Origin of the sequence: Pseudomonas sp. NY5710 (genome assembly GCF_013305665.1) — a bacterium.
Classification (GTDB): domain Bacteria; phylum Pseudomonadota; class Gammaproteobacteria; order Pseudomonadales; family Pseudomonadaceae; genus Aquipseudomonas; species Aquipseudomonas juntendi.
Map to the genome: position 1 here is coordinate 1,671,456 of NZ_CP045554.1, position 18,246 is coordinate 1,689,701.

14 protein-coding genes are annotated in these 18,246 nt (G+C 60.0%); all 14 read left to right on the plus strand.

The window, feature by feature from the left end:
* Positions 1–178 precede the first annotated feature (178 nt).
* The 14 genes from GEV39_RS07610 to fliE all read left to right on the plus strand — a co-directional run bounded on the left by GEV39_RS07610 (position 179) and on the right by fliE (position 18,241).
* Positions 179–949, plus strand: coding sequence for a class I SAM-dependent methyltransferase (locus GEV39_RS07610; RefSeq protein ID WP_173888044.1), 771 nt, complete (start codon positions 179–181; stop codon positions 947–949).
* Positions 946–1,551 carry an HAD-IB family phosphatase gene (locus GEV39_RS07615; RefSeq protein WP_054911395.1) on the plus strand — a complete coding sequence of 202 codons (606 nt, stop codon included), beginning with the start codon at positions 946–948 and terminating at the stop codon, positions 1,549–1,551. The genes GEV39_RS07610 and GEV39_RS07615 overlap by 4 nt, the downstream gene beginning before the upstream one ends.
* Positions 1,527–2,189, plus strand: coding sequence for an NTP transferase domain-containing protein (locus tag GEV39_RS07620; protein WP_161891732.1), 663 nt, complete (start codon positions 1,527–1,529; stop codon positions 2,187–2,189). Before GEV39_RS07615 ends, GEV39_RS07620 begins: the two co-directional genes overlap by 25 nt.
* Complete coding sequence (locus tag GEV39_RS07625) at positions 2,182–8,181, plus strand: glycosyltransferase (RefSeq protein WP_173888045.1); 6,000 nt, start codon at positions 2,182–2,184, stop codon at positions 8,179–8,181. The genes GEV39_RS07620 and GEV39_RS07625 overlap by 8 nt, the downstream gene beginning before the upstream one ends.
* A gap of 232 nt (positions 8,182–8,413) precedes the next feature.
* Positions 8,414–9,349: a ketoacyl-ACP synthase III gene (locus GEV39_RS07630; protein WP_054911393.1), complete on the plus strand. Its 936-nt coding sequence runs from the start codon at positions 8,414–8,416 to the stop codon at positions 9,347–9,349.
* Between the two features lie 308 nt (positions 9,350–9,657).
* The gene (locus GEV39_RS07635) at positions 9,658–10,506 is read left to right on the plus strand and encodes a flagellin domain-containing protein (RefSeq protein ID WP_054911392.1); all 849 of its coding nucleotides are present in this window, start codon (positions 9,658–9,660) and stop codon (positions 10,504–10,506) included.
* Positions 10,507–10,578: 72 nt separating this feature from the next.
* Positions 10,579–10,944, plus strand: coding sequence for a flagellar protein FlaG (locus GEV39_RS07640; RefSeq protein WP_054911391.1), 366 nt, complete (start codon positions 10,579–10,581; stop codon positions 10,942–10,944).
* 74 nt (positions 10,945–11,018) lie between these two features.
* Complete coding sequence (gene fliD, locus GEV39_RS07645; protein WP_173888046.1) at positions 11,019–12,416, plus strand: flagellar filament capping protein FliD; 1,398 nt, start codon at positions 11,019–11,021, stop codon at positions 12,414–12,416.
* 132 nt (positions 12,417–12,548) lie between these two features.
* The gene (gene fliS / locus GEV39_RS07650) at positions 12,549–12,944 is read left to right on the plus strand and encodes a flagellar export chaperone FliS (protein ID WP_054911389.1); all 396 of its coding nucleotides are present in this window, start codon (positions 12,549–12,551) and stop codon (positions 12,942–12,944) included.
* A gap of 14 nt (positions 12,945–12,958) precedes the next feature.
* Entirely contained in the window at positions 12,959–13,255 is a 297-nt protein-coding gene (gene fliT / locus GEV39_RS07655; RefSeq protein ID WP_054911388.1) for a flagellar protein FliT, read from the plus strand.
* Positions 13,256–13,424: 169 nt separating this feature from the next.
* Positions 13,425–14,900, plus strand: coding sequence for a transcriptional regulator FleQ (gene fleQ / locus GEV39_RS07660; RefSeq protein WP_054911387.1), 1,476 nt, complete (start codon positions 13,425–13,427; stop codon positions 14,898–14,900).
* Positions 14,901–15,112: 212 nt separating this feature from the next.
* Positions 15,113–16,330 (plus strand): sensor histidine kinase, encoded by a 1,218-nt coding sequence (locus GEV39_RS07665; protein ID WP_173888047.1) that lies wholly within the window; start codon positions 15,113–15,115, stop codon positions 16,328–16,330.
* Entirely contained in the window at positions 16,330–17,685 is a 1,356-nt protein-coding gene (locus tag GEV39_RS07670; RefSeq protein ID WP_173888048.1) for a sigma-54-dependent transcriptional regulator, read from the plus strand. The genes GEV39_RS07665 and GEV39_RS07670 overlap by 1 nt, the downstream gene beginning before the upstream one ends.
* A 223-nt stretch (positions 17,686–17,908) precedes the next feature.
* Positions 17,909–18,241 carry a flagellar hook-basal body complex protein FliE gene (fliE, locus tag GEV39_RS07675; RefSeq protein WP_003254438.1) on the plus strand — a complete coding sequence of 111 codons (333 nt, stop codon included), beginning with the start codon at positions 17,909–17,911 and terminating at the stop codon, positions 18,239–18,241.
* Positions 18,242–18,246 lie beyond the last annotated feature (5 nt).

Sequence of the window (18,246 nt, forward strand, 5' to 3'; positions counted from 1 at the left end):
TGTCAGCTGTAAGGCAACCGCACAGTTGACTTGGCTCAATCATGGGCGTGGCACTTGCCGCCGTGTGGCATTGTCGGCTGCTCGTTGGCAGATATCTTGCTTTGTCCCCCGCAACGCCAAGCCAAGGTGGTGATTTTTTGACTGCGGCGCATCGGCATTGCAGGAACTAGGAGAAATCTTGAACGACTCTCGACGTATCAAGGGTAGGAACGTCGTCATCGATTACGACGCCACCCGCGCATTTTTCGAATCACGCGGGCAGCGTGAGTATTCCAATGTGCTCAGTGCGACCATGTACCAGGATCATGACGCCAAGCTGGTCGAACAACGCGATCTGGCCGAAAAAGCCGCGGTCGTGGGCATCCTGGACCTAGGCAATACCCATCGGGTGCTCGACGTGGGTTGCGGTGTCGGTCGCTGGGCCTGGTTGCTTGCGCAGCGGTGTGAAGGCTTGCAGTACCTTGGTCTGGACTTCTCCGCGAGTCTGATCGAAAAAGCCCGAGCCGAAAGCGCCATCCGGCAATTAGAAAATGTGCACTTCCAAGTCATGTCGGCAACCGATATCCAGCCGCAGGCAATGCTGTTGCAAGGGGCTTTCGACCTGGCGCTGATCTCTGGCCTGCTGATTTACCTCAACGACAACGATTGCGTGAAGGTCCTGCGCGACACCGCACAACTGTGCAAGCCGGGGGGCGCGCTGTACCTGCGTGAACCTGTGGGCGTGGCCGAGCGCTTCACGCTTGACCGCTTCTACTCCGAAGAGCTGTCTGACGAGTATTCGGCGATCTACCGCACGGTGGACGAATTGCATGCCTTGATGGCTACGGCTTTCGCAGGTATCGGAATGACGGTCGAGCGCGAACAGTTACTTTTCCCGCAAGATCTGGAAAAGCGGACCGAGACGCGCCAGTACTTTTTCGTATTGCGACGTGACGAGGGGGTGGTATGAACACGGCTTATTGTTTTGACCTCGATGGCACGCTCACGCGCCAGGAGCTATTGCCGCTGATCGCGTCCTCGGTCGGCCTGGAGGACGAAATCAGTGCGCTGACGCAAGCCACCATCGAAGGCCTGTTACCGTTCGACAAGTCGTTCAAGCTGCGCGTCAGGCTGCTACGCGATGCACGGCTGGACTGGATTCACGAGGCCTTGGAGCGTGATGTTGAATTTGACGAGGCCATCCTGGAGTTCATTGCCGCCCATCCTGATCAATCCTTCGTGGTTACGGGCAACCTCGATCTTTGGGTGCGGCCCGTGCTGGACAAGCTCGGCATCCGCAGTTTCACCTCGCTGGCTCGGCTGGATGAACAAGGGCAGTTGGATGGCGTGGAGCGCATCCTGCACAAGGGTGACGCCGTGAACAGCCTACGCTCTCGCTTCGAGCGTATCGTCGCCGTGGGCGAGGGGATGAACGATGTCGCCATGTTCGAGGCAGCCGACTGGCGTATCGCATTTGGCGGCGTGCATGCGCCAAACAAGGAGCTGGTGAAACTGAGTGATTTCGTTACTTACAATGGGAAGGCACTATGTCGCTTGTTAAGCACGTTGTAATCAGCGCTGCCGGCATCGGCTCGCGCCTGGGTCTCAACAAGCCGAAGTGCCTTGTCGAGGTAGCGGGTCGTTCGCTGCTGGATTGGCATCTTTCACGCTTGCAGTGGGCCGAAACGGTCTGGCTGGTAGTCGGCTTTCATGAAGAGGACGTGATCGAGCACGCCATTGCGCTGCGCCCTGACCTGATCGTGGTACGCAATCCAGATTACGCACGCACCAACACCTTGCAAAGCATCTATCGGGTTTCTCGCCACCTGCGGGAGCGTATGCTGGTGCTCGATGCAGACACGGTTATGGAGCCTGAAAGCTTCAAAGCTTTCCTGCAAGCTTCTCAACATCACGAGCAACTGATTGGGGTTTCTCCCTATACCACCAGTGACGGCGTGCGTGTACTGATGGATGAAAAAAATGCGAATGTTTCAGGGTTCACCCGCGAAACTCAGCACTCGATGGAATGGACAGGCATTGCCGTGATCAAGCCGGAAGTCATCTTCGACAGGCCCATGTACGTCTACGAAGCGCTGGAACCCTGGTTACCATTGCCTGCATTCGAACTCAAAGCGTTCGACATCGATACGGTCGAGGATCTGGATATGGCGCGTAAAGTCTTCGCGGCGGAATGGGGCAACCATGATTGATCAATCCTTCAACCGCTCCGCTCCTGGCGCAGACGAGCAGACTTGCGCCACCCCGACTGTGACGGATCTGCTGCAATGCCTTGAGTCACAGGTATTGCCAGCTTTGCCAGTTGCCGGGCATCTATTGCAGATCGGCTGCGCGGACCCAGAGCTGACGTTGCTGCTGGCACAGCATGCCGCACAGGTGGTGGTATGCGAATGGCGAGATGAAGTACTCACAAAGGCGCGTGCCCTTGTCAGCCAGGCCGGTATCGAGCATGTGCGGTTTCATCAGGCGGACGCCCTGGCATTTACATCGGCAGAGCGCTTCGATGCGATCTGCCTGATGGGCGTGCTGGCTACGATCGATGATGACAATGACGTGGCTCGCCTGGTGTTGCATGCGCTGTCCATGCTCAAACCCGACGGCCGGATCATCCTGCAGCATGATCCGGCGGGCGTGAAGGCTGTGGGCGATGCTGCCGAGCGCTCTGCGCCCCGCTGTGTTGCGCTCGTACGGTCGCTTGGGTTGCGAGAGGTATTCTGCCATCCCTTGCAGGGGGCTGTGCTGTATGGGTTCGCGCCGATCCTTGGGAAGCTGCAGGCACTGCCCATTGCAGGCCTGCGGGTGGCGTGCTTCGGCAGCATGCCTTTCCACTTCCGCTCGTTGCGACCACTGGCAGCCTGCTTTGAAACCAGTTTACTGAGCCTTTCTATCGATGATGTCATGGCTTGGAAGCCTCAAGTCATCGTGGTTGCCGATGGTTGGTCGGTGGAATTCTGGCGTGATTACTGCGATGCGCACGGGGTGTTGTTGGTTGGCATGCGCCATGGCTCGGTTACCCGTTACGGTTTTGCCGAACCGCAGTATCGCTGTGCCGACTACATGTGTGGCAGCGTCTGGGATATCGAAGACACGCTGCTGTCCAATGTTCGCCCCCGTCATGGTTTCCTGCTGACGGGCAACGCCTGGGTCGACCAGGTCTTCCGCCTGGCCCCAAGGGCGCATGCCCAAGGTGAGCCCACCATCCTTTTCGCACCGACTTATAACCCGGAGATCAGCGCTGCGGTCTACTTTGGCGACCGCGTGGTGCCTTTGATCCGTTCGGTGTACCCGCGCGCGAAGATCATTATCAAGCCTCACCCCGCTATTGTTCAGCACGAGCACAGCTTTGTCGTCGACAAGGCGCTGTTCCGCAACCTCATGGGTACCTGGCGTGAACAGGCCGCAGCCGACCCCTTGGTGAGCCTGGTAGATGATCCCGAAGCCAGTATCGCTGACAGCTTTGCCGAGGCCGACATTCTTGTCGCCGACAGGTCGTCCCTGCTGTTCGAATTCATGGTGTTGGACCGCCCGATCCTGTTGTATTCCAGCGAAAAGCGAGTGGGCCATTGGCAGTACAACCCTGACGCGCCTGGCAACGCCTGGCGTGATATCGGCATGGAGTTCGCAGACGATACAGCGTTTCTCGAGTTGCTCAGCGATGCCCATCATTGCCATGCAGAGAATTGCCGCGCCGCTCAGCGCGAGCGGGTCCGGTATTTGTACGGCGACTTCCAGGACGGCCGCTCGGTAGAGCGGGTTGCGGCTGCCATTGCCACGGTCCCGCGGTTGCATGTGATTGTGGACGGTCGGCTCGGCCTACGTCCCGAGGTGGTAGAAGCGCTGGATGACCGCTTGGCGTTCAAACGCATCTCCGTGCTTCAGGGGGACGACAAGGGGGCTGCAACTGCATGGTTGGCGCAGCGCTGGGCGGATGCCCAGCAGGATCTGGGCTTCATGCTCGTGGACGGGGAGGCCGCTTACATTCCTGGTAGCGCCCATCAGGTCAGTGATGGCCTTGCGGCATTGGCCAGTGGTGAATGCGAGGCGCTGGTGTTGAGCGAACCGCAGGCTTTGCCGGCGCCGATGGCCAGTGCAGACAAGCAACAATGGATCAAGCAGCGCTTGCAAGCGGCGTTGGCACAGCGCCAAGGTCGTCAGGCATGGCAGTTGCTGCCGGCGCATGTCATGCACAGAGCGCTTGGGCAATTGCCCCAGTGCGTGGATGACGAGGTGTTCTCGGTCCTCTGGCAGACATTGGGGGCACATGGTGTCCACCGTGCGTGGCAAAGTGAACAGCTCAATGTGGTGCTGGGGCCTTCGCTTATTCGCGTGGTGGGTGCGCGGCAAGCGCAGTATTTGGCAGGCCCGCAGGCTTCGCTGCAGCTTCAGCCTGCCGTGCTCGGGCACGCACGTCAGCCAACCGGCGTGGAGGTGCTCCTGTGTTGTGCGGCCGGGCAACAGTACGATGTCTTCCCTTTTACCACCGAGCTTTGGATCAACGGCCACCTGCAGTGTGAACTGCATTTCAGCGATACGCGTGCCCAGCGAGTGCTCTTGCCATACCGGCCAGACGAGCAGGGTACCACCACGGTTGAGCTGCGCAGCGCTGGTTCATTCCCGGGCATGCCCGGGCTTGCTGGCCCTTTGTCATTGTATCTGGCATTCGTCGATCCGCAGCCTGTCACAGGCCCATCGCAAGCCCATATCCATCAGATTTTCTATTCCGAAGAAACTCGAGCGATGCTCGAGCCTGGGTTTACTCCTTTCGACAATACCGGGCAGCGTCCCGATTGGGCCGAATACTGGCCGATGCGTACACTGCTGCTCGATAAGCAGCTGGACGAGAACGCGTTCTACGGCGTGTTGTCGCCAAGGTTCAAACAGAAAACCGGCCTCAATGCCCAGCAGGTGCTTGAGTTTTGTAGCTCGGCACCTGCAGAAGCCGATGTGCTGCTGTTTCCGATGTTCTTCGATGAAAGTGCCCTGTACGAGAATGTCTTCATTCAGGGGCTCATCTATCACCCGAATATCTGGCCAGCATTTGTCGAGATGGCCCGTAGGCTTGCACCAGGCGTCGATATCGAAACTCTGGTAATGGATGCCCGGCACTCCCAGTTCTGCAACTATTTCATTGCTAAGCCGCGCTTCTGGCGCCACTGGCTAAGCCAGGCCGAAAGCATTTTCCAGGCCGCCGAGCAGGCACGCGACGCCCGGTCGCCGTCGCCCTACGGCGCTGCCTTGAATGCGCCAACCTATCATCGCGGCACTGCTGGCTACGAGAGCAAGGTCTTCGTAATGGAGCGCTTGTTGCCGTTGATTCTGGCCACGCAGGGCCAGTGGAAGGTACACGCCTATGATCATTTGAAATTGCCGGTGATGCGCCACCCAATCAATGCCGACTTCATTGAACTCAACGAGCTGAAAGTGCGGATGCGCAGCGCTGACAGCCCAGAGCTGCGTGCGGCCTATGTACAAATGCGCGACCAGATCCTGCGGCAGAAGGCTCTTGAGAAGAACCCGGAGGGTGCAGGCCTGGTAAGGCCAGTTGCAGAGACGATTCGCATCGCCATGGCGCAATACCCGCGTCTGCCAGTGCCGACCGATGTCAGCACATGGCTAGCCGAGCGTGTTCCCAGTTCCGCCCAACAACGCCTGATAAAGGCGCGCTTTGAGGATAAAGTCGCCCCCCTTATCGGTGTAGTGGTGATCGATCGTGCCGGAGATGCTGATGCACTGGCGGCAACGTTGGAGAGCTTCACGCCCGATCGTCATCTTTATGCTGATGTGAAGATCGTCGTGTTACGCCCGGGTGAGCCCCAGGAGCCGACTGCGGCCGAGGGAAAACTGCGCTTCATGCAGCTTGAGGATGATCAATTGCCTGTCATCCAGCGGGCGGTAGCCGAGGCCGGCTGCAACTGGTTCATGCTGGTTGAGGCCGGTACCACCTTTACTGCCAGTGGCTTGTTGATCGCTGCCCTCGATCTGCTCGACACACAAGGGCTTCGCGCTGTATATGGCGATGAGGTGGTGCAAGGGGACGGCGACGAGCTTGGTCTCGCGCTGCGCCCGGACCTGAATTTGGACATGCTCTTGAGCCTGCCGGCGGTGTTTGCGAGCCACTGGCTGTACAACAGCGACGCATGGCTGGCAGCCGGTGGTTTCCGTAGCGATGCAGGCCAGGCTTATGAGCTGGATTACATCCTGCGACTGATCGAAGACAAAGGTTTGGAGGGCTTGGGGCATATCAGCGAGCCTCTGCTGGTGCGTCGGCCACCTTTGCTGCAGAACTGTGCGGATACCCAGCGGGCTGTCGGCCGGCATCTGCAGGCGCGGGGTTATACGCAAGCGCGGGTTGACTCGCGGCTGCCTGACCAACTGGATGTGCATTACGGCGCCGAGCAAGCGCTGGTCAGTATTCTACTGTCCACCCAGGGTGGTTTTGCCCGGGCGCGACGCTGCATGGAAAGCATACTCGAAAAAACGCTTTACCCGGCCTTCGAAGTGCTGTTACTGGATCACGGTAACGACGAGCCAAGTTTGCAGACCTGGCTGGCGGGTGTCGAAGGCCTTGGAACGCAGACCGTTCGGGTGCTGCGGCTGCCCCATGGGCTGTCGTTGGCCCAGGCGCGCAACCAGGCTGCATTGAGCGCGCGTGGCGAATATTTGCTCTGGCTGGATGCCGGGGTCGCGGTGCTGGAAGACGATTGGCTGCGTCGGTTGGTCAACCACGCGTTCCGCCAAGAAGTGGGGGCTGTGGGGGCCAAGCTGGTCGGTGCAGACTTCACCGTTCGCCAAGGCGGGCTGATTCTTGGTCTCAACGGCCCGGTGGGCCAGATTTTCATGGGTCAGCCGTTGCATGCCGGTGGCTATATGCAGCGGTTGCAGGTGGACCAGAACGCCGCTGCGGTCAGTGGTAAATGCCTGATGATCCGCAAAAGCAGATTCCTCGACGAAGGTGGGTTCGATGCGCGCGCCGAGTTGGCTCCTTGGGCCGATGTCGACCTGTGCCTGCGCCTCCAGGCCTCGGGATACCTCAATGTGTGGGCGCCCAGCGTTGCTTTGCTCATCAGCGATGCAGATGAGCCGATGGCCACTGCAGAGCAGGAGGAGGCCATGTACGACCGCTGGCTGCCAGTGCTGGCCCGCGACCCGGGGTACAACACCAATTTCTCCCTGAGCGCTGGCGAGGACTTTTCCATCGCCCCGGCCAACCTGAACTGGAACCCGCTGTCGTCCTGGTCGCCCATTCCGACCGTCCTGGCCGAAGTGCACCATGATCAGCACGCTGCTCAGCCTCGCTGCGCGGAGTCTCTGGCGGTGCTAGGCCGTGCTGGGCTGATCCGGAGCGTCCCAGTGGACACGCCGTTGTCACTCGTAGAACTGGAACGCTTGGCGCCGGACAGTATCGTGCTTCAGGCTCCGGTCAATCAAGAGCAGGCAGACCGCATGCGTCGCCTCCGGCTGTTGTCGAGAGCATTCAAGGTCATCGACCTGGATGACTGTCTGCGTCCAAGCGAGACCAACTGGCAGTGCGCACTGTCTCACGCCGACCGCCTAGTTGTTTCCAGCGAAGCTCTGGCGCAGGCATTTGGGTCGCTGCATGAGCGTATCGTCATGCTGCCTAACCGGCTCGACCCATTGGCCTGGGGGCGTGTGGCCAGCCATCGCGGTGCCGCTGAAAAGCCAAGGGTCGGCTGGTCTGTTGTTGGCAGCACTGTCGAAGACCTGCAATTGATAGCCCCAATGGTTCAGGCATTGGCGGGTGATGTGCACTGGATCTTCATCGGTGCATGCCCGCAAGCACTCCGCCCCTACGTGCATGAATACCATGCCGTCTCGCCGGGGGCGGACTACCCTGCGCAGTTGGCCGGGTTGAGCCTGGATCTTGCGTTGTTGCCGCTGCTGGATAACCGTGTCAACGCCTGTAAGAGCAATTTGCTGCTGCTGCAGTATGGCGCTTGTGGTATCCCAGTCGTCTGCAGCGATGTGCTGCTCGACAGCGCTGGGCTACCCGTGACGCGGGTGAAGAACAGTGAAGCGGCCTGGCGTGAGGCTGTCGGCGCGTACCTGGCCGACCCTGTAGCCTCTGCGCAAGTGGGGGATTTGCTGCGAGCCACTGTTCAGCGCGACTGGATGCTGGACGGCGAGAGCCTGCAGCGCTGGCGTGAGGCCTGGTTGCCCGATTGATCCACGGGCTTTAGCGCGCAGGAGAATGAGTTGGCCCGCCCTGCAAGGGGGTGGGCCTGACCAGCCGCTGGGCGGTGTCGCGTTGACTCATTTATTCCAACGGTGACTTGGCAGTCGAAACGTGCATCTCTAATCTATTGAGCCAGCGAGAAGCTGCAACAGCGTCCAGTGCTTGTCTCTGGGCGGTAGCTTCTATGCCGCACATTTTTGCCATTTCCATCGGGAAGCCACAATGATTGGCATTAAAAGCATCGCCAGTTACGTACCTGTCGAAGGTGTCGACAACTACGCTCAGGGCGCGAAATTCGGCAAAGACCAGGATTTCATCTTCGGTAAGATTGGTTCGACCTTCTTGCCGCGCAAGGCCGACGGCCAGGAAACTTCAGACCTGTGCGTCGAGGCTGCAAAAAATTTGTTCGCCATCAACCCAGCGCTTGACCCAGCTTCGATCGATGCCGTGATCGTGGTGACCCAGAACGGTGACGCTGAGGGCTTGCCGCACACCGCTGCAATCGTCCAGCACAAGCTTGGCTTGCCGACACATGTCGCGGCCTTCGATATCTCTCTCGGATGCTCGGGTTACGTCTATGGCATCTATGCACTGAAAGGCTTCATGGAGGCTGCTGGTCTGAAGAACGGCTTGCTCATTACTGCCGATCCGTACTCCAAAATCGTCGATCCCGAGGATCGCAATACCACCATGCTGTTCGGCGATGCCGCCACGGCAACCTGGATGGGCGAAGATGCCTACTGGCAACTGGGCAAAGCGCTGTTCGGCAGTGATGGCGCGGGTGCCGAGCACCTGCGTACCACTGATGGCAAGTTTTTCATGAACGGCCGACAAGTCTACAACTTTGCACTGATCAAGGTGCCTGCCCACCTGCACCAATTGCTCGAGGCCAATCACTTGCAGGCCGGCGATATCGATCTGTATTGCTTGCATCAGGGTAGTGCGGCGATTGTCGACGCCGTGTCGCACCGGTTCAACGAGGGTGCGCAGCGCGAATGTTTCGTCAAGGACATGGTCGAGACGGGCAATACGGTATCGTCGAGTATCCCACTTCTACTTGAAAAGCATGTGATCGGCTCACAGCACAAACGTGTGGCGTTGAGCGGTTTTGGTGTGGGGTTGTCCTGGGGTTCGGCCATTCTTGAACGTCGTGGCTGAGCCTATGTGCTTAAGGAAACGCCGCCGCATTCCGGCGGCGTTTTTGTGTGCGCCAGGCGAGACGGGGTGCGTCCAGTGCGACTCAGTTGCCCTCGGCGTGGCCTGGATTCAGGCCTGCCTGGCGGCGCTTGAATAATGGCGCCAAATCATTGATTTCAATGGGCTGGCAGGATGCCAGCAATTTTTTTTGAAAAACCGCTAAAGAAACGCGCTCTGACGAAGATAACTATTACGAAGGTTCTCTGTGCCACACCCGGCGAATTGCCAAGGCCGGAAGCCGTAGTACCCAATCCAACGAGGAATTCGTCATGGCTTTGACTGTTAACACCAACACCACCTCTCTGGGCATTCAGAAAAACCTGAATCGTGCTTCCGACGCGCTGAGCACCTCGATGACCCGTCTGTCCTCCGGTCTGAAAATCAACAGTGCCAAAGACGACGCCGCCGGCCTGCAGATCGCTACCCGCATGACCTCGCAGATCCGTGGCCAGACCATGGCGATCAAAAATGCCAACGACGGTATCTCCATCGCCCAGACCGCTGAAGGCGCGATGCAAGAGCAGACCAACATCCTGCAGCGTATGCGTGAACTGGCCGTTCAGTCTCGAAACGACTCGAACAGCGAGGAAGACCGTAATGCGCTGAACAAAGAGTTCGCGGCCATGTCCGACGAACTGACCCGTATCGCCAACAGCACCCAGCTCAACGGCAAAAACCTGCTGGACGGTACCGCTGGCACCATGACCTTCCAGGTAGGCTCCAACACTGGTACTTCGAACCAGATCACCATCACTCTGGCTTCGGGCTTCGATGCTGCCACCCTGAGCGTAGGTTCGGGTACCATCGCCATCAGCGGTACTTCGGCTAACATCGAAGCTAACTTCAGCGCTGCGGTGACCGCCATTGACGCCGCCCTGCAGAGCATCAACAGCTCGCGTGCCGACCTGGGTGCCGCTCAGAACCGTCTGACCAGCACCATCAACAACCTGCAGAACATCAACGAAAACGCCGAAGCTGCTCGTGGCCGTGTACAGGATACCGACTTCGCCGCAGAAACCGCCCAGTTGACCAAGCAGCAAACTCTGCAGCAGGCCTCCACTTCGGTTCTGGCCCAGGCCAACCAGCTGCCATCGGCAGTACTGAAACTGCTGGGTTAATCTTTCCGGTAGTGTTCGGCGGAGCGGCGCGATTCACGTGCTTCTCCGCTTTTTCGTTACGAGGTGCTGGCAATGGATATGAGCGTCAAGTTGAATCTGTCGTACCCGGCCGTTCGCCCGGTGGAGCAGGTTGCAGATCGGTCGGCGTTCCGGTCCGTCGAAGCGACTCTGAAGGGCGACGATATCGAACCTGACGGAATCAAGCCTGCGACTGATGTCGAAAAGGTCAAAAGCGCAGTTTCTGAAATTGAAAAATTCATGACGTCGACCCGACGTAATCTGGAGTTCTCCATGGATGAGGAATCCGGCAAAATCGTGGTCAAGGTCATCGCAAGTGAAACAGGTGAAGTCATTCGTCAATTGCCTTCCGAGGAGGCCTTGCGAATTGCCAGCAGCCTGAGTGATGTCAATAGTCTTCTGTTCGATGCCAAGGTCTGACTGGCCACTGGCGTCGAAGTGGTGAGGGTCGGATCCGCAGGAGTGGCTCTGACGTAAAGTAGAGGGAAAAGAGCATGGCAACGATTACGCCTAGTACGGGCCTGGGTTCTGGTCTGAACATCACCGAGATCGTAACCGCCCTTGTGCAGGCAGACACGGCCGCCAAGCAGGCGCAGATTACTCGGCAGACGAGCAACAACACTGCTTACATCTCTGGGGTTGGCGCGCTGCGTAGTGCCCTCACTGCCTTCACCACGGCCATGAGCAAGCTCAATGACAAGACCGCGCCGTCCTTTAACGCTTACGCGGCTACCTCAGCCAGTGAAACCGTGGTCAAGGCTACCGCCAGCAACACAGCAGTAGCCGGTACTTATAACGTAGAGGTGAAGAACCTCGCCACCAGTTCAAAGGTGGCAAGCCAGTCATTTAGCGGAGGAGCGAGCACCGCCATTCCCGCTGGTGAATTGAGCATCAGTCAGAACGGCAAGACCTACAAGCTTACAGTAGATGATGGTGCGACACTGCAGACGGTGCGTGACCAGATCAACAAAGAGTTCGGGGGTGACGGCCTGTCGGCGAACATTGTCTCTGGCAAGGATGGTGCGCGTCTGGTACTTGGCTCGACAACAACCGGGGCGGGGAGTGATATTTCTGTCAGCGGTATTGCTGAGTTGGAAATTGATGGCACCCAATCGATGGCGGACAATGGCGCGGGTTACATCGACTCGGTCGCCAAAGACGCGTTGATCAAGATCGATGGCCTGGAGGTTTCCAGTGCATCGAATACAGTCAAGGATGCCGTCAGTGGCCTTACGCTCGAGCTGACCGGCAAAAGTGCTGAGAACGTGACCACTCGCGTGACGGTTGCCGGCAACAATGACGGCCTGAAGACCTCTGTTCAAAGCTTCGTTGACGCTTATAACACCCTGCAGAAAGCCATCACTTCGCTCACCAGCACCAGTCAAGATGAGGATGGCAATACCATTCTGGGGTCTTTGACCAATGACCCGACCACTCGCTCCCTGCTGGCGGACATCCGGGGTGTGCTGTCTGAGGTTGGTAGCGGCGACCGTTTGACCACGCTGGGGCAGTTGGGTATCAACACTCAAAAAGACGGTACCCTGGAGTTCAACAGCACCAAGTTTACTGCTGCTCTGAACGATAAGAAGCTTGGCCCTGAGATCCAGGAGTTGTTCACCGGTACCGATGGTGTCTTCGAGCGGATGAAGAAAGCTATCGATCCCTATAATGCCACGGATGGTAGCCTAGCCAGTCGTAAATCTAGCCTGGACAAGATTGCCAAAAACCTAGGCGACCAACAAGCCGCCTTGGACCGTCGCACAGAGTCCTTGACTGAATCGCTGACCAAGAAATACGTTGCCCTCGACACCGCCCTGGGCAAGATGAAAGCCCAGGCCGACCAGATCACCTCGATCTTCGAGGCGATCAACGCCCAGGCCAAGAAGTCCTGACCGCCTGAGTCTGCCAAAAGCCCGGCGGCGTCCTGTGGATGCCCGGGCTTTTGGCTTTTCCGCTAAAGTTTTTTGACGGCCCGGCGATACACAGGATACAAGCAATCTTTTTCGCTGCAACGAGGTAGATCCATGAACCCGATGTTGGCCCTTCGGCAATACCAGAAAGTCAATGGCGTGGCGCAGACTTCCGTCGCCAGCCCACATCGATTGGTACAAATGCTGATGCAAGGTGGGCTCGATCGCCTAGCGCAAGCCAAGGGCGCCATAGCGCGCAAGGATGTAGCCCAAAAAGGCATCCTCATTGGCAAGGCTATCGACATCATCGGCGGCCTGCGTGAAGGGCTGGATCTTGAAAACCATGCTGACACCCTGGCTGACCTGGATAACCTCTACACCTACATGAGCCGTCGCTTGATCGAGGCGAACGTGAAAAGTGATCCGGCGATCATCGATGAAGTGGCGCGTCTGCTGATTACCGTCAAGGAAGGCTGGGACGCGATCGGCGACGAGTCGACAGCTTCCTGAATCAGGAGAGAGACATGAGCGAGGTGATCGAACGTATCGAACACACCCGAGACGCCTTGCTGGCGGCGTTGGCGGATCGGGACTGGAGTGCGGTCGGCGAACTGGACCTCGAGTGCCGGTTGTGTGTTGATGATGTGCTTGCCGAGGCTCGTGAAAACGAGGCTCAGATACGGGGGAGCCTGGAGCAGCTACTGGCCGTTTACCGGCAGCTAATCGAGGTTGCAAGTGGCGAACGTCAATCCTTGGTTGAAGAAATGACGAAAATCCGTCAGGCGAAAAACGCCGCGAAGGTATACCATCTCTTCTCGTAACCACGGACGTTGCAAACAAACCGAGCGCCATTAATTTGACTGGCACAGGTTTTTTGACTTAACTAGTGGCTGTTTTCGAATTCCAGACGTCCGAACACTGACCATTCAGTCGGAATGATGTCGAGCACGCCCTGCAGGGCGCCGATATGACTAGGGAAGTTGCTATTGCATGTGGCGTGAAACCAAGATCCTGCTGATCGATGACGACAGCGCGCGCCGCCGCGACCTCGCGGTGGTGCTGAACTTTCTCGGCGAAGAAAACCTCGCGTGCGCCAGCCATGACTGGCAGCAGGCGGTGGAGCCTTTGGCCTCAAGCCGTGAAGTGCTGTGCGTGCTTATCGGCGCTGTAAACGCCCCTGGCAATGTGCTTGGGTTGCTTAAGACAGTGGCTGCATGGGATGAGTTCCTTCCAGTTTTGCTTTTAGGTGAAATTTCTTCCGCAGAGTTCCCGGAAGACCTTCGCCGCCGCGTGCTTTCCAACCTGGAAATGCCGCCCAGCTACAGCCAGTTGCTGGATTCGCTGCACCGTGCCCAGGTCTACCGCGAAATGTATGACCAGGCGCGTGAGCGCGGCCGCCAGCGTGAGCCCAACCTGTTCCGCAGCCTGGTGGGCACCAGCCGGGCCATCCAGCATGTGCGGCAGATGATGCAGCAGGTGGCCGATACCGACGCCAGTGTGCTGATCCTGGGTGAGTCAGGCACCGGCAAAGAGGTGGTCGCGCGCAACCTGCACTACCACTCCAAGCGCCGCGAAGCGCCGTTCGTGCCGGTCAACTGCGGCGCGATCCCTGCCGAGTTGCTGGAAAGCGAGCTGTTCGGCCACGAGAAGGGCGCCTTCACCGGGGCGATCACCAGCCGTGCCGGGCGCTTCGAGCTGGCCAACGGCGGCACCCTGTTCCTCGACGAAATCGGCGACATGCCGTTGCCGATGCAGGTCAAGCTGCTGCGCGTGCTGCAGGAACGCACCTTCGAGCGCGTGGGCAGCAACAAGACCCAGAGCATTGATGTGCGCATCATTGCCGCTACGCACAAGAACCTCGAGAACATGATCGAGGACGGCACCTTCCGCGAAGACCTGTACTACCGGCTGAACGTGTTCCCCATCGAGATGGCGCCGCTGCGCGAGCGGGTGGAAGACATTCCGCTGCTGATGAACGAGCTGATCTCGCGCATGGAGCACGAGAAACGCGGTTCCATCCGCTTCAATTCCGCCTCGATCATGTCGTTGTGCCGCCATGGCTGGCCGGGCAACGTGCGTGAGCTGGCCAACCTCGTTGAGCGCATGGCCATCATGCACCCTTACGGGGTGATCGGGGTTTCCGAGCTGCCGAAGAAATTCCGCTATGTCGATGATGAAGACGAGCAGATGGTCGATAGCCTGCGCACCGACCTGGAAGAGCGTGTGGCGATCAATGGCCATACGCCTAACTTCAGCAACCCGGCGATGCTGCCCCCTGAAGGCCTGGACCTCAAGGATTACCTGGGGAGCCTGGAACAGGGGTTGATCCAGCAGGCGCTGGACGATGCCAACGGGATTGTGGCGCGGGCTGCGGAACGGTTGCGTATTCGCCGGACCACCCTGGTCGAGAAGATGCGCAAGTACGGCATGAGCCGCCAGGGCGGTGAGGAGCAGGCAGAGGATTGAAGCCTGGCGGTCGCCTGCACTGGCCTCTTCGCGGGCTTGCCCGCTCCCACAGGCCCAGCGCTGGATTCGAGCCATGCACCGCACCTGTGGGAGCGGGCAAGCCCGCGATGAGGCCTGTACAGGTTGCAGCAAAAACCTATCCCCGGCACGGCTATTGCTACACCGCTGGCACCACACCGTTTTTATGACGGTCAGCCACGCGAGAGAGCACGATGCCCCAGGCCGCCAAACTATCCCGAGCCCCCGGTCAGCAGGGGCATACCCCGGTCGAGCAGGACAGCCGCCAGGGTATCGAGCACACCTTCGCCCTGTTCAATCAGGTGTCCAGCCAGCTGAGCCAGTCCTACAGCCTGCTCGAAGCCCGGGTCAGCGAGCTGAAGGGCGAACTGGCGGTGGTCAGCGCCCAGCGCATCGACGAACTGAGTGAAAAGGAACGCCTGGCCAACCGCCTGCAGAACCTGCTGGACCTGCTGCCTGGCGGGGTGATCGTGATCGATGGCCAAGGCCTTGTGCGTGAAGCCAACCCGGCCGCCTGCCAACTGCTCGGCGAGCCGTTGCTCGGCCAGCTGTGGCGCCAGGTGATTGCCCGCAGCTTTGCACCGCGCAAGGATGACGGCCATGAAGTCTCGCTACGCGACGGCCGCCGTCTGTCCATCGCCACCCGTTCCCTGGACGCCGAGCCTGGCCAGTTGGTGCTGCTCAACGACCTGACTGAAACCCGACGCTTGCAGGACCAGTTGGCGCGCCATGAGCGCCTGTCGGCGCTGGGGCGCATGGTCGCCTCGCTGGCACATCAGATCCGTACCCCCTTGTCGGCAGCCATGCTCTACTCCAGCCATCTGGCCGACAGCGCGCACGCACTGGATGCCGAAACCCGCCAGCGCTTTGCCGCGACGTTGAAAGAGCGCTTGCACGAACTGGAACACCAAGTGCGCGACATGCTGGTATTCGCCCGTGGCGAGCTGCCGCTGGGCGATCGGCTCACCCCCAAGGCCCTGTTCCAGGCCTTGCAGCAGGCCGCCCAGGCCCATGTGCAGGGGCACGCCGTGCGCTGGCAGTGCGACAGCCACCTGGGTGAGCTGCTCTGCAATCGCGACACCCTGGTGGGGGCGTTGCTCAACCTGATCGAGAATGCCTTGCAGGCCAGCGAAGGCCCGGCGCAGTTGAAAGTGCACCTGTACCGCCGCCAGCGCACCCTGCACCTGTGCGTGAGTGATGCCGGCAGCGGCATCGACGCCAGCTTGTTGGCGCGCCTGGGTGAGCCGTTTCTGACCACCAAGGCCACCGGCACCGGCCTGGGGCTGGCGGTGGTCAAGGCGGTGGTGCGGGCGCACCAGGGCAGCCTGAGCCTGCGCTCCAAGGTCGGTCGTGGCACCTGTGTGCGGGTCGAGCTGCCGTTGATCGACGGGCAGTCGGCGGAGGGTGTGTGATGGCGATCAAGGTGCTGCTGGTCGAGGACGAGCGCGTATTGCGCCAGGCCCTGGGTGACACGCTGGCAATCGGCGGCTTTGCCTACCGCGCGGTGGGCAGTGCCGAGGAGGCCCTGGAGGCCGTGCACGATGACGCCTTCAGCCTGGTGGTCAGCGATGTGAACATGCCCGGCATGGATGGCCACCAGTTGCTTGCGCAGTTGCGCCGCCAGCAACCACAGTTGCCGGTGTTGTTGATGACCGCGCACGCGGCGGTCGAGCGTGCGGTGGAGGCCATGCGCCAAGGGGCTGCCGATTACCTGGTCAAACCGTTCGAGCCCAAGGCGCTGCTCAGCCTGGTCGAGCGGCATGCGGCCGGCCGGGTCACGGGCGAAGAGGGGCCGGTGGCCTGCGAGCCGGCTAGCCGCCAGCTTCTGGAGCTGGCGGCGCGCGTGGCGCGCAGCGATTCCACCGTGCTGATTTCCGGCGAGTCTGGTACCGGCAAGGAAGTGCTGGCGCGCTACATTCACCAGCAATCCCCACGGGCGGCCCAGCCCTTTGTGGCGATCAACTGTGCGGCGATCCCTGACAACATGCTCGAAGCCACCTTGTTCGGGCACGAAAAGGGCGCCTTTACCGGTGCCATTGCTTCCCAGCCCGGCAAGTTCGAGCAGGCCGAGGGCGGCACCTTGCTGCTCGACGAAATTTCGGAAATGCCCATGGCACTGCAGGCCAAGCTGTTGCGGGTGCTGCAGGAGCGCGAGGTAGAGCGGGTAGGCGGGCGCAAGCCGGTCAGTCTCGACATTCGGGTATTGGCCACCACCAACCGCGACCTGGCTGGCGAGGTGGCCGCGGGGCGTTTCCGTGAAGACCTGTATTACCGGCTTTCGGTCTTCCCCCTGGCCTGGCGCCCGCTGCGCGAGCGCCCTGGCGACATTCTGCAACTGGCCGAGCGCCTGCTGGCGCGGCATGTGGCGAAGATGAAGCATGCCCCGGTGCGCTTGTCGGCGCAGGCACAGGCCTGTTTGCAAGGTTACGCCTGGCCGGGCAATGTCCGTGAACTGGACAACGCCCTGCAGCGGGCGCTGATTCTGCAGCAGGGCGGGGTGATCGAAGTGGCGGATTTCTGTCTGGCAGGCGCCATTCCCTTGTCAGCTGGCAATGAGCCATTACCCGCGGTCGCCGCTGAAGCCAGCGGCCTGGGGGATGACATGCGCCGCCACGAGTACCAGATGATCATCGATACCCTGCGCGCCGAGCGTGGCCGCCGCAAGGAAGCCGCAGAACGGCTCGGCATCAGCCCGCGCACCCTGCGCTACAAACTGGCGCAGATGCGCGATGCCGGGTTTGACGTCGAGGCCAGCTTGTTCGGCTGACAGGCCCAGTTCCAACGCGCGACGCGGCCTGTGTGGGAGCGGGCGCGCCCGCGAAGAATCCAACGCGCTGCATGGCACCGGCTGCGCCGGTGTTCGCGGGCTCGCCCGCTCCCACAGGGGTGTGATGTTGCCTGAACGATAGAGGCTGGCACCTTTGTTGCTTTACGTAGGCTATTCGCTGCATGGGTGTCAAAAAAATGCGGCCGCAGGAGAGAGAAGGGTCATGAGCCAAGGTGTTGAATTCAATCGTCTGATGCTGGATATGCGCGCCATGCAGGCCGACGCCATGTCGCTGCCCAAGGTCACCGCTGCCCCCGAGCTGGCGCCCGGTCAAAGCACCTTTGCCGACATGCTCGGCCAGGCCATTGGCAAGGTGCATGAAACCCAGCAAGCCTCGACCCAGTTGGCCAACGCCTTCGAAATCGGCAAGAGCGGCGTCGACCTCACCGACGTGATGATCGCTTCGCAAAAGGCTAGCGTGTCGATGCAGGCCATGACCCAGGTACGCAACAAGCTGGTCCAGGCGTACCAGGACATCATGCAGATGCCGGTTTGAGGACG